Source organism: Mycolicibacterium setense (assembly GCF_000805385.1).
Classification (GTDB): domain Bacteria; phylum Actinomycetota; class Actinomycetes; order Mycobacteriales; family Mycobacteriaceae; genus Mycobacterium; species Mycobacterium setense.
Genome location: NZ_JTJW01000001.1, coordinates 204831 through 218936, shown reverse-complemented (window position 1 = coordinate 218936; position 14106 = coordinate 204831). Strand labels below are relative to the sequence as shown.

11 protein-coding genes are annotated in these 14106 nt (G+C 63.5%); all 11 read right to left on the bottom strand.

Annotation, left to right across the window (positions count from 1 at the left end; genetic code table 11):
* Positions 1–441 precede the first annotated feature (441 nt).
* The 11 genes from QQ25_RS30445 to eccB all read right to left on the bottom strand — a co-directional run bounded on the left by QQ25_RS30445 (position 442) and on the right by eccB (position 14106).
* Positions 442–1434: an ESX-1 system-associated protein gene (locus tag QQ25_RS30445; protein ID WP_234711817.1), complete on the bottom strand. Its 993-nt coding sequence runs from the start codon at positions 1432–1434 to the stop codon at positions 442–444.
* A gap of 193 nt (positions 1435–1627) precedes the next feature.
* On the bottom strand, positions 1628–2383 hold the full coding sequence (locus tag QQ25_RS30765) for a hypothetical protein (RefSeq protein ID WP_131546059.1): 756 nt from the start codon (positions 2381–2383) through the stop codon (positions 1628–1630).
* Between the two features lie 605 nt (positions 2384–2988).
* Positions 2989–4521, bottom strand: a complete 1533-nt coding sequence (eccD, locus tag QQ25_RS01030; protein WP_082017357.1) for a type VII secretion integral membrane protein EccD — start codon at positions 4519–4521, stop codon at positions 2989–2991.
* On the bottom strand, positions 4518–5948 hold the full coding sequence (locus tag QQ25_RS01025) for a MinD/ParA family ATP-binding protein (RefSeq protein WP_039376649.1): 1431 nt from the start codon (positions 5946–5948) through the stop codon (positions 4518–4520). The genes eccD and QQ25_RS01025 overlap by 4 nt, the downstream gene beginning before the upstream one ends.
* A gap of 144 nt (positions 5949–6092) precedes the next feature.
* Positions 6093–6395: a WXG100 family type VII secretion target gene (locus QQ25_RS01020; protein WP_039376647.1), complete on the bottom strand. Its 303-nt coding sequence runs from the start codon at positions 6393–6395 to the stop codon at positions 6093–6095.
* A 58-nt stretch (positions 6396–6453) separates the two neighbouring features.
* The gene (locus tag QQ25_RS01015) at positions 6454–6759 is read right to left on the bottom strand and encodes a WXG100 family type VII secretion target (RefSeq protein ID WP_039376787.1); all 306 of its coding nucleotides are present in this window, start codon (positions 6757–6759) and stop codon (positions 6454–6456) included.
* A 97-nt stretch (positions 6760–6856) separates the two neighbouring features.
* Complete coding sequence (locus QQ25_RS01010) at positions 6857–8176, bottom strand: PPE family protein (protein ID WP_101906390.1); 1320 nt, start codon at positions 8174–8176, stop codon at positions 6857–6859.
* A gap of 35 nt (positions 8177–8211) precedes the next feature.
* Complete coding sequence (locus QQ25_RS01005; RefSeq protein WP_039376646.1) at positions 8212–8505, bottom strand: PE family protein; 294 nt, start codon at positions 8503–8505, stop codon at positions 8212–8214.
* A gap of 150 nt (positions 8506–8655) precedes the next feature.
* Entirely contained in the window at positions 8656–10437 is a 1782-nt protein-coding gene (gene eccCb / locus QQ25_RS01000) for a type VII secretion protein EccCb (protein ID WP_039376643.1), read from the bottom strand.
* A gap of 1 nt (position 10438) precedes the next feature.
* Positions 10439–12667 (bottom strand): type VII secretion protein EccCa, encoded by a 2229-nt coding sequence (eccCa, locus tag QQ25_RS00995; RefSeq protein ID WP_039376642.1) that lies wholly within the window; start codon positions 12665–12667, stop codon positions 10439–10441.
* Positions 12664–14106, bottom strand: a complete 1443-nt coding sequence (gene eccB / locus QQ25_RS00990; protein WP_039376640.1) for a type VII secretion protein EccB — start codon at positions 14104–14106, stop codon at positions 12664–12666. The genes eccCa and eccB overlap by 4 nt, the downstream gene beginning before the upstream one ends.

The following is a 14106-nucleotide window of genomic DNA, read 5'->3' as shown; positions in this document are numbered from 1 at the left end:
TCTCTAGGCACTCATGCTGAATCTCCGCCGCCCTCCGATTCACCAGATTCTTCGCGCCGAGAAAGCCCGCGACCGCAGCCTCTATTATCGCTAATTGCCTGGCGACGCCGTCAGCCAGTTCGGCATTGTGCCCGTACTCATTGATAATCGCGTCGGCCTCATCGTCAGCCGCACGCGCACCAGAGCCCTCCCAGGCCTCTGACAATCTCATTTTCTGGCCTGTTGCAGCTGGGGCCACAACTTCACGGAGCCGTGTTGCTAGCCCCTTGAAGTGTTCCGCGGCTGCAGCGATTTGATCCTCATCGACATGCGGCCAAGCGGCATCTTTGACGGTCCGCTCACCGTACTCGCCGTCGTCATAGGGCTGAATTCCACCCACCTGCGCGTCACCCCAATTATCCCGGCCGTTTAGAGCATTGGACTAGAGATTCCTCGGACCGTTCAAGCGTCAATCGCCTGGCATGCAGCCTTAACCATGCCGTTTAAACGACTAGATGTTGCATTTAGATACCTATCGGCCGCGGTATAGGTGGGCAAAGCCAGCACGTATGCATTTCTATACTGCAGGGATAAGGCCGCGAAGTCGCGCCACGTGGAGTTTCCGCTCTGCTCCCCCAAACTGCCCAGTTTGCTTGCGTACTGTTTCATCACCGGACCAACTTCGTCGTTGAGTGCCCGTTGGTGTGGCGACCACTGGCTTGCCGGTATGTCGGGATCCGTCTTACGCCAATCGGCGGTGTCCTCGTCGAATTGAGTTACAGCTGCGGCCCACTCACCGCATGTCGGATTAGGTTCGGTCAAAAACCGCTGCGGGTCGCTCGGGTCACCTACTGACGCGACTTCAGACGGGGCACTTAGCGCTGGAAGCAAGGGACCTCGCGCAGCCGCGGAACCGTAGCCAATCGCTGCGCAGATATATCCGATCGCTTCGCTGGCGGCGATAGTTGCTCGTGCGAGATTGTCCGCTGGCGGCGTGTACGTCGGGATACTGTTCGCGTAAGCCCGCGCGTAGGCGATAAATTGCTCGTACAACTCGCGCATCGCACGGTGCGGCGTGAGCTTGACGAGCGGGACAAGCTGGTCTGCCGCGCTCCGCATCGCTTGTCCGACCTCTTCGTGCTGGGTACGAACTTCTGGCGTCCAATCAGTAGCTGGAATCGACGGGTCACGGCTTTGCCAGCCGTTCTTCGCCACGTCGACCCATGTGTTGAGCACTGGGTGCTGCGCGGCGCAAGAGGGATCTTCGGTAATGACCGCAACTGCCCCAGCGTCGTTGGCGCTTGCTATATCTGAACTCGAGGCACCGGCAGCCGACGTAGGCGCTCCCATCGGCGACCCTGCGTCATCACGTCCGTTGTTGGCCACGGACAGCGTCACCGCTGCAGTCACACCAATCACTGCAGCTAGCGCGACCGCGCCCAACGCCCATTTCATGCCGCTGCCTCGCTTCGGACCTTGAGGCTGGAACGGCGGTTGTCGCCACGACTGCATCGGCAAGTCGGGGCCTGAGTGGCCACCGGTTCCGCCGTGCGACGGCTGAAAGCCCCCTGGCGAAGTCGAACCAGGTGGCGGAGGAGGGAACGTCATTGCTGACCCCCCTTGCGGATACGCAAACAACTCATCCCAATCACAGCGCAACCTCCGGTGATGTCTCCGTCATCCGCCGATGCCGTGGTGCATCACCAGGCGGCAGCTGGTCTACCCGCGGGACACTGACTGGTGCCTGTGGCCCGTGACCGGCGTCGGCCTGGGTCCTCGCATCGTCCTTCTTGTCCCGATCCGAAGACTTGTCATCCCTCGACTGCCCGTTGTCTTTCGTGTCTTTGTCCTCGGATCTTTCTGCCGAAGTTTCAGGTTGCTGGCCGGAATCAGGCGCACCACTTTGAGCACCGTTCTCAGCGGTATCACCCTTAGAGTCTTCGCCAGATTTCTCTGGTGCCTGAGTCGCTTGTTGCACAATGCCTTGCACCCCTTGCACGATAGGTTGCACCATCTGCCCCGCCATCCCAACGGCTTGCATCGGCATCTGCACGGCTTGCTGCCCGACCTGCATAGCCATGCCCATCATTTGACTTAGCTGGCTGGCTCCAGAGCCACCTGCAGAAGCGGCCGCTGACCCACTCGGCGGCGAACCGGCGCCAAACGCATCGGCGGGGTCAGGCAGTTTCCCTGCAACACCGTTGATGTGGTCCCCGCCAGCACCATCTGTGCCGCTGTACGCGCTCCGGGCTGACTTCAGATTCTCTGCAAAACGTTCCTCCCGGGCGCGGGTGTTGGCTACGTTCGTAGTGACCTCGGTCGGAATACCTGGCATCACTGCTGCTACGAGAACACTGACGGGATCCGGCCCAGCTTCCATCTTGGGAACACCTGGCACCGTCACTTCCGCAGGGTCCCAGCCAAGCTTCTCCGTATCGACCCGGAGCCCCGGATACCCCATCAGCCATTCCCCTCGCAAAACTCATGGCACGTCAGCCACCAAAAGTAGTCGCAGTCACTGCACCACCGGCAACGCCAGCAACAGTAAGCTTAACGGCCTTCGCTCGAACCGTATGCGCCAGTTCGTCACCTGCTACCGGCGTACTGCAGCGATGCACAAACAAAGCTGACGCGATTTCCAACCGAGATCCGTCGGCACCGTACTTCTTCACAGCGATAGCACTCTCCCGGCATCTCGGGTGCGACAACACACTTGCCAAATCGGTGTATTGCTGCAGGTATTCCAGCAGAACGGCAAGTCAGATCTATCGAGTAACCCGTCGTGTCCTCGGCCTCGGCTTCCCCCTGCCTGACCAGTGCGGTACAGGCGGTCCAGCAGGCATCATCAGTCCGCGGGCCTGAGACAACAGCGGCCGCGGTGTGCAGCGGAGCATCCACCTTCAGTTTGGCCAAACCTGACCACGCCTTCGCAACTGCACCAGCGGTTACCAACACAGCAGGACGGACGCGCAGTTCGCTGCCCCCATCAGTTCCCGATTGCCGACAGCGTCAGTGCAACCGCAGATTTCGCAGCAGGTCGTACACCCCCGCGATCCACAACAGCAGTGGAATCACCGCGGCGATGGCGGCACCATCGGTCAGCTCCAAGATCCGCTTGGTGACCGGCGACGTTCGACGCACTCCGTCGGTGGCGCCCACGGCGATCAGTGCGACCAATGCCACTGCCGTGTAGATCGCCAGCACCATCCACGCATTGCTCGGATTCCACAGGCACAAGCGCACCATGACGCCGGTAGGCACGGTAATCGCGGCCGCGAGCAGCGCCCAGGAGCACCACCGCTCGGCGTACAGCCGAGAGCGGAAGCCACAGATCACGGCCACCAGCCCGGCAACGATCATGCTGTGGATGAAGAAATGGCCTTGCACCACAACCGCAATCGCACCGATCGACAGCACCAGCGCACCGGCCGACATGAATCCGATCAGCAGCTGACGGGTGAGCAGGCTACGTTCCTGCAGCCTTGCAGCCGATTCCGGCACCGAGGCGATGATCGCCTTCCAGGTGGGTGAGGCGTCATCGACCTCGTCGGGCGTGATGACAGGATCGAGCAGCTCATCGTTGGACACCGTCTCGCCCGGCACAGGGATCGGAGGCAACGCGATACGGGCAACAGCGACAGTTAATTTGGCGGCGTTGGTCACCACGATCAGCCCGAACGCGATCGCTCCCGCGGGTACCCAAACGCCCCCGCCGTATCCGACGGCTATCGCCCCACCAGTGATAGCGATCGCCAAGACCGAGAGGAACGCCGCCGCATCGGCCCGATGACGCGGCCCACCGCGGGTGGCCAGCGTCAACAGGAGTACCACCGCGCCCGCACCCGCGACCTGCGGCGCACCAAGGGAATCAGCGTCGTATGGCAAAGGCACGGCCAGCGCTGCGGCGCCAGCGAGCACGATCGTCGAGGCCAGCAGCAGGCTCTCGGCCAAATCCAGGTTCTGGTAGCGGCTCTGGGCAGTGAAGCTGCCCCCGAGCAGTCCGAGGCCGAACAGTCCGAGCGCCACGGCCCACCACCAACCTTGACCGGCACCCGTCCAGGACAGCAACGACATAACAGTCACGACGGTGGCAACCGCCGGGATCGCCAAGCCGACGAAACGATCCAACGCAGTCCGGTCGAACACCGGTGATTCGTCGAGCACCGCGATCGCGTCGATCACGTCCTCGACCAGTGGGCGGTAGCGCTCGGTACGGCTGACCGAAACCAATGTCAGCAGCGAGCCGTCGACAACCCCGGCGTCGTCCAGGGACTCGTCTGCTTTCAACGGCGGAGCACCCGGGCGGGCGAACGCCCACATGCCCTGCTCCGAGAAATCAAACCCGGCGAGGGTGTCCTTCGGCGTGTCCTCGAGCAATTCGCCCAGGACACTGACGGTTTCATCGATGTACGTCTCGATCGGTGCGGTGGCCGGCAACACCAGATCAGTCATCCGCTTACCCGTGAGGATGGTGACCCTGGTGGTCGACGGCTTGCTGGGCGTCGCGCTGGAAGTGTCAGCGGCGGCTGCAGTCGCGGTCAACGCCGTTCAAGCCTGTCGAAATCGTCGGACAGCGCAGCAGCGAGCTCGGTGATGCGGCGCTGATACGTGTCGCTGAGCAGGTCGAGCTGAATCTCAGTGCCCGCTGCGATGTGCTTGTCGTAGGGCAGCACGATGACTCGGCCCGGAGGCACGTGGCGCTCAAACTGCTGCACCAGATCCTCGACGTCGACGTTGGGCTTGCCCGGCGTGACGTGGTTGATGACGACGCAGGACCGGCCGAGCAAATCCTGGTACCCGTTCTGGCGCATCCAGTCCATGGTGATGGCGGCCTGTCGGGCCCCGTCGATCGAGGCGCTGGCCACGATGACCATGCCCGACACACTGGAAAGGACACCGCGGGAAGCCTTTTGGAACAAACCGGCACCGCAATCGGCCAGCACCAGGTTGTAGTAGCGAGACACCACTGCGGTGGCGCTCTTCCAGTCCTCGTCATTGAACTCACGCTGCGCACCGCTGTAGTCCTCGGACGACAGCACCTCGAGGTTCGACCCGTTCATGCTCGTGTAGGCGCGAATGTCGTTGTAGCGCGAGAGTTCCTGGTCGGCCAGCAGATCGGAGATCGTCGCCGCCGATTGGCGTCCGGCACGGTCAGCCAGGTTGCCACCGTCCGGGTCGGCGTCGATCGCCAGGATGCGGTCACCGCGAACCTTGGCCATCGCCGAGCCCAGGGCGACGGTGACGGCAGTCTTGCCGACGCCGCCCTTCAGACCGAACACACCGATCTGGTACGAATCGCGGGCGTTGCGCCGGATCCGACTGTGCAACTCAAGTTCGTAGACCTCATCAGGCGACAGACCGAGATTGATCCGCGTCGTGAGATATAGCCAATGCCGCCAGCCGCGCTGCGACGGCATTTTCACACCGGTCTTCACGCCGACATGCGACAGCGCGTCAATGGCGCGGTGGTTGCCCATCGTCGCCGCAGAGGTCGGGCCCGGGGCAGCCGGAGTCGGTATCGCTTGCCCGGCCCGCCATGCGCCACTGATCTCGGGATCCATGTCAGCGAACTGCGACGGCGCCGGACCGGGCGCCACGCGCGCAGCTGGCCCGGGCGCCTGGCGCGCTTGTTCGTGGCGCGCGCCCGGGCCGAATTGCTGCTGCGGAGCCCGGAGCATGGGGTTCTGTGGCCATTGCGGCGCCGTCGCCGGAGGCTGCGGCATCGGCGCAGGCATCTGCGGCGCCTCGGCGTGGCGCGGTTGGGCAGCCGATTGGGTCTGAGTGGGCGCGGTGCGTGCCGCGGGGTCCACGGGCACGTCCGTGGCACTGGCCTCCCCAACCGGGGGCGGCGGTGGCGGCGCGGCGGCCGCGGCCTTCAGGATGGCATCTCTGTCCACGATGGCCGTGGCGTCATCGACCGGTTTGCCCGGTTCCGACGAGTGGAAGAGCCGGTCATAGTCGGCCGACATTGGGACCCCTCAGATAGTCAAACAGATGATTCGATCTTTACACCCAAGCACAAGTGGGTGGGCGGGTTCGACCATCTCCAGACGGTCCTGACTTTCCCGCCCACCACACGGTGTGTGCACGGTCCGGCTACTTGAACTTACCGGTCACGGTGCGAACCTCTGGGTCACGGCTGACTCGGTGGCAAGCATCTGCGCGCCAGCCTCTTCGATCGCACGTCCGAGGTCCGTAAGAGCCTGATTCAGCTCCTCCGCGTTGTTGTCCCAGCGAGTCTGCAGAGCCAGCCAGGCTCCCTGGCCTTCACCACCCCACATAGCTTGCAGTGTGGTCATGGAGCTTTTGCCCTCGCCGAGCAAACTATTCATTCGGGTGGAAGCCCCCGCGAGGTCCCCTGCATCCCCCGCAATGCCATTGAAATTGTAATCGATTGAACCGCCGCTACTCGGCATGCGATCTCTCCTTAATTGATGGTTGTCGTTTGGAAATGGATTGGTCTGGAAGTGCGTATCACCACATTTTGACTGTGGAACCCAAAGCCTGCGCCTGGTCGTCGTCAGTTCCCACGTAATCCGTGCCGGTAACACCGATGTTTGCTGATATCTCATCGAGCTCGGTGTTTACCTTGGTGGAGGCTTCATGGAAACGAATCAACGCGTTCTGAGCGGCCTCACCCGCCGTGCCCTGCATATTCATCCGGAGTTGGCCACCAATCTGCTCAACATGGTGCATCACTGTGTTCAACTCGTGCGCAATTCGCTCGAAGTGACCCGCCTCTTTGGCGAGTGTGGCCGGATCTGCAGTCAACCCAGACATTGTCATGGTGGATTCCCCTTAATTTTCCTGTGTCCTCACCAGATCTTTGGTGAGTCTCCCAGCCCCTCGGCCGGAAAGTCTCTTGCTGGTCGACGAGTCACCAGTCGTCGCCTTCATCGTGATCGTCGTTGTATGTCAGCGCGGTCGGCGAGACCAGTGCGTCCTTCGTCTTCTCTTCGGTCTTGCCCTTTTTGCCGTGAGCACCAGCCATCGGCCCACCGCCGCCGCCGGCACCAACCGGTGCCAATCCGCCACTTCCACCACCGGCCGCGCCCATTGGGGCCGATTTTGCCTCCCCGGTGATACCCAACATGTTGGACATCAGCGGCGTGCGCGGCGGGGTTCCACCTGCACCCGGCAGCGACGCCGCACGTACCAGGCCGGCTCCTGAACTCGGGCCGCCGCCCCCGACCAGCGGATGGTTCGAGAACGGCGTCGCTCCCACCAGCCCGGACTGCATGCCAGATTGGCTGCCCATACCGCTGAACTGGCTCACCATCTGAGTGGCCTGCTGCAACGGCTGGGTGAGCGTCTGCATCTGGCTCTGAAACATCTGGGGAATCTGTCCCGCGAGCTGACCGGCCTGCTGCCCCATCTGCATGGCCATCTGCATGCCCTGCTGCATGGGATTTTTGTCGGTTGGATCCTGCTTCTGCTGCGCTGCGTCCTCGCCCTTGCTCGCCGCGCTGGCTCCCCGCGCTCCCGCCAAGGTCGCCTGAGACTCGACGGCGCCGGCAGCCAAACCCACCAATTCGATCGAGGTCGCCGCGCTGACACCCTCGATCACGGCGTTGCGAATCAGGCCCGCGGCGGCTCCCGGTGCCGCGCTCGCGAGAGCTGTCGCGACGCCCATCTCGCCAACGCCGGGCATCACAATCGGTTTCATCGGCGTGAATGGCTCGAACAGCAGGTTGACGGTAGTTTCTGCGTGATATGCCTCCATCGCGCCGGCAGCCTGATTCCACATCCGCACGAAGTAGTCCATCTCGTTCAACCCGATCGGCACCGTGTTGATGCCGAGAAAGTTGGTCGCGTTCAGGACAGCATTCGTGACGTGGTTCTGCTCGATCTCCGGAATCGGCGGCGTCGTCGCTAAGGCGAGTGAGTACGAACTCGCCTGAGCGCCCGCCTGCAAGGCCCGCTTCTGCGCCTGCAGCACCATGGTCCGCAACCACATGATCATCGGCATCGTCGCGGATACGGCACGCTCGCTCGCCGTCCCACTCCACACCGAGGTCAAGTTGCTCAGCGCCGCAGCCAGTTCGTCGGCCTGGGTCTCCAACAGTATCGCCAGCCCCTCCCAACCTGCTGCCGCCTGGAGCATCGGCGCCGGGCCCGCGCCGCACATCAAGCGCGCGGTGTTGAGCTCTGGCGGCATCGCAAACCAGGTCGGCGGAACGGGCGGTACGGCGACCATTGCTGGGAGACCCTAACTCTGACGAATCGTGTCGACTAAAGAGTGGTGGCGTTGGCTGTGTCGACCGCGGTATACATCGCCGAAGACTCCAGGTAGGCGGCCCCCGCCCGTGCCAGCTCCTCCTGAGCGAACGAGTTCACCGCCAAAGCCTCGACGCCTTCGCTGGCGAAGGCAGCGGCGGCCATCACCGAGACCTCGTCCACCCCGGCCGGAACCAGAGCGGTGACGGCTGCCGAGGCGGTAGTGCCGCCGGCCAGTCCACGGGCGGCGTTTGCGATCACCTGTGCCGCAACACCTTCGGCTGCCGGGTTGTGCATCAACGGTTGCATTTGCTTGCTCCCCTGTGTCGGTCGGAAATAACCAGGGACAAGCACTCAAAAGCGACGTAGCAGAGAGTTTGCCATGTCGCCAAGGAATCTGTCCCCCGATCCCTTTGCTGGCGGGCCGCCGCCAGCGTTGCTGAGTGCGTTGAAGAAATACTAACTGTCCTTTTGGGGTGCTGCTAACACTTCTTCGTCAGGTGGATCGACGTAGGCCGCCTGAATGACTTCCTTACCGTCCGGTGAAACCATGAATGCCTGGCCAGGTGGCCTTTTCTTGACGATGATCTCCCGCGACGGGAAGTCGTTCTTCTCACCCGACAGGAACAAAGTAGGCGAACCGGCGCCGTAGGCGGCGCCTACGAACTTGTCCAACGTCGCTCGGTGGGCCTGGCTCATCTGGCAGGTCACAATGATGTGCAGGCCGATATCGGCGGCCGCCGGCAGCAGCGGGCTCAGCGGCGCCATCGGCGACATCATGCCGGACGCGGCGACAATCATGTGCCAGTCATCGACCAACAGCACGATGTCTGGACCGCTCCACCAGGACCGGGCCCGCAATTGCGCGCTGGTCAGGTCGGGTGGCGGCAGCCGCGTCTTCAGATTGAATGCCAGTGCCTTGATGGACTCTTCCAGCGAGGCACTGTTGCGGTTGATCGCGCCGGCCAGCAGCAGATGCGAGTCGGGCACTGCGTCGAGCAGGCCCGATCGATAATCTGCCAGCATGAACCGCACCTGGTCGGGGCTGTTGCGACTGCAGATTGCCTTGGCTATCGCATGCGCGGCGGTCGTCTTGCCCGACTTGGGGGCACCAAAGATGAGTTGGTGCGGCGTCGTGTTCATCTGGTTGTACGCGACGGTGAGGTCGGACTCGCGAATACCGAGCGGCACCTGCCAACGGGTGCGGTAATCAGCGTCGGGTCCTGGCGGATTCGGATCGAGCTGATGCAGGTAGATGCGGTCCGGCAACACCCGCACCAGCGGTGCCTGGTCGGTGTGGCGCGCGGCAACCTCCTGTACGGCAGCCGAGATCGCCGCCACGATGTTGTCGGCGCTGTGCACACCATCAAGTCGCGGCACCCCCATCATCAGGTGATGCTTCTCTACGGAGACTGCGCGGCCCGGCCGATTCGCCGGGATCTCGCGGGTGATGCGATCGATCTGGGTCTCGTTGACGTCTCCGAGCCGGAACTCCACCTTGGTGCCCAAGTAGTCGCGCACGCGTGACTTGAGCTCGGTCCATCGTGGCGTCGAGATGATGAGGTGTACTCCGTACGCCAACCCCTGACCGGCCAGATCCTGCACCGACGGTTCCAGATCGGGGAACTCGGCCACGAAGGCAGGCCAGCCGTCGATCACCAGGAAGACATCGCCGAACGGGTCCCGCGCGGCAGGGTTGTTGGGATCCTCGCGCATCTCCCGGTAGGCCGAGATCGATCCGACGCGGTACTGCTTGAACACCTGCTCACGGGCCCTCAGCACAGCTTTGACCTCGGCCACCACCCGGTTCACCCGATCTGGTTCGGCGCGGGTGGCCACGCCGCCCACGTGAGGCAGGTCCTCCATGTACATCAGCCCACCGCCGCCGAGGTCGATGCAATAGAACTGCACCTGTCGCGGCGTGTGGGTCGCCGCCGCCGAAAGCATCAGGGTTTGCAGAAACGTCGACTTGCCGGTCTGCGGTGCGCCGCCGATCGCGATGTTGCCGCCCGCCGCGGACACGTCAACACCCCAGACCTCCTGACGGTGGCGGCGCGGCTCATCCATGATGCCGAGCCCGAACCGCAGCGGCTGGCGCTGATAGTCACGTTCGATCAATTCGTTGAGGGGCGTCGGATCGGTCAGCGGCGGCAGCCACATCTTGTAGGCGCGGCTCTCCCCGGTGCCAAGCTGACCGAGAACCACCTCACGCAACACCCGGGGTTCAGCGTCTGTACTCATCTCAGTTCACCGCCGTATCGAAAATGGGAGTGGTCGTGAACTGGTGGATCCGAACCCGGGCCTGACGCTTCGCCCGCGGCTTGGCCTCACCGTCGGTCGAGTCCATCAGGGCGGGCACGTAGTTGTTGCCGGTGTAGACGCTCCGGAACTTCATCGGATCCTCCATGCCCACGCGCAGGAAGCCCACTCCGCTCTCCTTATTGGTGATGTACTGCGCCTCAGGAGTACCGATCACCGCCTTGGATTCGGCTGAACTGGTGGTACGCAACGCAATTCGGTATGTCAGGTTGGGCTCGAGCTTGTCGATGCGCGCTCCACCCGTATTCAGTGACTGAGTCGCCAGCAGAAGATGAACGCGCAACGATCGGCCCACACGACAGATCCGGTCGAACAGCTGGATGAAGTCCGGATGGTTCTGCAGCAACTCGGCGAACTCGTCGACCACCACGAACAGCGTCGGCAAGGGCGGCAGATCGGCACCGCGCTCGCGGTGCTTCTCGTACTCGGCCACGCCCGATAGTGCGCCCGCCGCGCCAACCTGCAGGCCGGCCTGACGCAGGATCGACTGTCGACGGTCGAGTTCACCGGTGAGCACCTCGCCCATGCGACTGACGAGTTCGGCCTCCTCCTCCATATTGGTGACGACCGCTGCGGTGTGCGGCAGCTTCTCCATACCGAGGAAGGTCGAACCGCCCTTGAAGTCGGTGAGCAACAGATTGATCTGATCGGGATGGTGGGTAGCCACCAACGACAGGATCAATGTCCGCAAGAACTCCGACTTGCCCGAGCCAGTGGTTCCGATGAGCATGCCGTGCGGACCGGCACCGAACTCGGCGCCTTCCTTTATATCGAGATGCATGATCTCGCCCGACTTGAGCTCATGACCGAACGGGATCCGCAGTCGGTCTCGGTCGGTGTCGGCGAACATCCGCCATCGTGCCGGGACCACCTCTTCCACCGACTTGGCGCCGACCAGATGGTGCCATTCGGTGGAGACCTTCTTCTGCACCCGTACGTTCTTGTCGATGATCGTGCCGGTGATCGACCAGCCCGCGAGCTTGCGGGCAACCCGGCCGGCCTGCGCCGGGGTCATACGATCGACAACTCGCGTCACCTCGCGGTAGTTCTGATTCGGCAGCTTGTCATCTGCTGTTCCGTCGGGATCGACCCGCAGCCGGTACGCCGAGCCGCGGTGATTGCCCAGGGTGAGAACGGTGACGCCGGCCCGGCCGTCGACCGGGAACCCGGCCTTACCGCCGGTGAGGTCCACCACGATCACGTACGGCCCACCGGGCGCGGCGTCGGCACTGTGCGGGCCACGCGCGGTCAGATCGCTGAGGCCGTCGGGACGCGTGTACACCAACCGTGTTGGCCCGGCCGCATCGGTGTCAGTCTGGTGCTGCACGTGGGGCAACCACTTGACCCACGACCAGTTGGGGTCTTCCGGGTTGTCCGTGAGGACCCGGATCTGCAGCAGGTCTGGCGGATGGAACACCGCCAGATGACAGATCATGGCGGTCAGCAGCGCCGAGGCACCGGTAAGGTCCCCACCCACCGCAATGGTCGGAAATGTCCGTAGCTGAACAAGTTTGGGACAATCGTGGATCAGGCCGTGGGTGCGCAGGAACTTCGTCACCCACATGTGGCTGACCGGCTCCAGGTGCGGCTGTGGCGCACCATCTGGACCGGCCAGGTCACCGCTGGTATTCGGCTTGAGCAGGCGGTCCACCGCGATCTCGGCACCGATGCCGATACGTGTGGCAGCGTAGAAGTCCGAGTTGGCCTGTCGCGACCACTGTCGGTGGGTACCGATGATCGACAACAGATCGTCGGGATTCGGTGCGTGGTAACCGAAGAACGCCACCTGCGCCGATGCCGATGATGTCACGCGGGTACGCAGCCCGGCCAGATACCGCAGATACTCCTTACGGTCGGCGTTGATCTCGGGGACCTTCTTGCCGCCGGCACCACCACTGCCCATGAAGCCGACGGTGCCCATGATCATCATCAGCGGCATCATCAGCATGTACGGGGACAGCTGGCGCACCCCGGTGAAGATCATGATCGCGATCATTCCGATCATGCAGCCGCCCATGACATATGGCATGGCCTTCTGCATGCCCGACGGTGGGATCTCGATTCCGAGGTCGTCGGGGGGAGCAACATTGATCTCGCCCGGTGTCAGCCGCGGACCCCGCTTGATCGTCGGGGTGAACTTCCTGGTTGTCATGAGCCCTGCTTGCTTTCGACTTTGCGGGGATTGGGGTCGGCCGGGAGAGTGTCGTGCTCCAGCAGAGCCGCCTCCTTCGACAACACAGGGCCCTCGACCAGCAGCCCGACGACCTGCCACGGCGCGTTCACCGCACCGGACAGGCCCAGATTCTTAGCAGCGTCATCATTGGCGATGCCGTACCGCACTCCTTGCGGGTCGATGTAATACAGGCTCTCGCCCACCCTGGGATCTGGCGACTGCAGGCGGACCAACTGGCCGCCTTCGATGTACACCGTTGCGTCCCCACCGATCTGGTCGATTCCGGTGCCCACCGCCGAGTACGGGATCGGCAGCCGACGGCCGGCGATGACAGTGGTCTTTGCCCCCTGGTCACCCGGCTCTCGCTGCCAGGCCCAGCACAACACCGGCGTGTCCTGGCGTAGCAGCACCTCGAGCGGCTTGTCCGGCAGAGGCGACACATACACTTGCTCCGCGATCTTGGCGACCACGCTGGCCTCCACGGACGGGGGCTGCAGTAGTCCGTACGAGTTCGTAGCGCGGAGCGCGGCCGCCGTCGGGCCATTGACGCGGGCCACCCCGTCCGGCAATACCACATAGTGCTGCGGATCGGATTCGGTGGCAGTCTGGAAAACCGACCCGATCACCAGATTCTCCGGTAACCCAACGCTATTCGGTGCACCCGCAGCGGGGATGCCCGGCAGCTGCCACGGGCCCCTATTGGCCAGCGCATTGAACAGCCCCTCGGATATCGGTGTGGCCTTCGCGGTGACGGGAATTCCCACCGCCGAGCTCACTGCTCGGTCGGCGAGGTCGATGCTGTGCCGACCCTCTGGCGTGACGAGCCAGTTGGCGCCCTCGAAGGTCACCAGCATGCCCTGGTTGGCCTGCATCGGACCGACACTCAGATCCGTTGCCAGCGAACGGATCAGAACTGCCTGTTCCACGTTGGGCGCTGAGCTGTCAGCCTTCGCCACGGTGTCACACAGCGCCCATCGCGACGCGGGCGCGCCGATCGGGGTAGCGTACGGTGCACCGGGAATCCCGATCGGCTGGCCCTTCGGCAGCCGGTTGAGCTCCTCGGACTTCACCGCCGACGGATTGCCGGCGCTGCCGAGGGCCAGTCGCGCCGAGGTCAGGTTGTATACCGGGCGCAACAGGTTCGTTCCGGGCAGCATCACATAGAGCTGATTGGTGGTCCGGTCCACCAGCAACTGATCGCTGCCTTGCTTGCCGAGCGGCTTGAAGTACGCCATCAACGCCGCGCCCAGGCAGATCAGAACCGAGACAACGATCCCGGCGAACACCGCGCGGCTGTAGAACTGCAGCGGGTCGTCGAACATCCGGGTATCGCGGCGCACGATCGCGTGCTCGACGCGACGCAGCAGAAAACGCCAGCCACTGACCTGGACCTTGGTGGTGAGCCGGAAGCCTGCCAT

What these genes read in the sequence shown, in the direction of transcription:
- QQ25_RS30445 (WP_234711817.1), bottom strand. Translation starts at nt 1,434, where the DNA reads ATGAAATGGGCGTTGGGCGCGGTCGCGCTAGCTGCAGTGATTGGTGTG.
- QQ25_RS01025 (WP_039376649.1), bottom strand. Translation starts at nt 5,948, where the DNA reads ATGTCGGCCGACTATGACCGGCTCTTCCACTCGTCGGAACCGGGCAAA.
- QQ25_RS01020 (WP_039376647.1), bottom strand. Translation starts at nt 6,395, where the DNA reads ATGCCGAGTAGCGGCGGTTCAATCGATTACAATTTCAATGGCATTGCG.
- QQ25_RS01015 (WP_039376787.1), bottom strand. Translation starts at nt 6,759, where the DNA reads ATGTCTGGGTTGACTGCAGATCCGGCCACACTCGCCAAAGAGGCGGGT.
- QQ25_RS01010 (WP_101906390.1), bottom strand. Translation starts at nt 8,176, where the DNA reads ATGGTCGCCGTACCGCCCGTTCCGCCGACCTGGTTTGCGATGCCGCCA.
- QQ25_RS01005 (WP_039376646.1), bottom strand. Translation starts at nt 8,505, where the DNA reads ATGCAACCGTTGATGCACAACCCGGCAGCCGAAGGTGTTGCGGCACAG.
- eccCb (WP_039376643.1), bottom strand. Translation starts at nt 10,437, where the DNA reads ATGAGTACAGACGCTGAACCCCGGGTGTTGCGTGAGGTGGTTCTCGGT.
- eccCa (WP_039376642.1), bottom strand. Translation starts at nt 12,667, where the DNA reads ATGACAACCAGGAAGTTCACCCCGACGATCAAGCGGGGTCCGCGGCTG.
- eccB (WP_039376640.1), bottom strand. Translation starts at nt 14,106, where the DNA reads ATGGCAGGCTTCCGGCTCACCACCAAGGTCCAGGTCAGTGGCTGGCGT.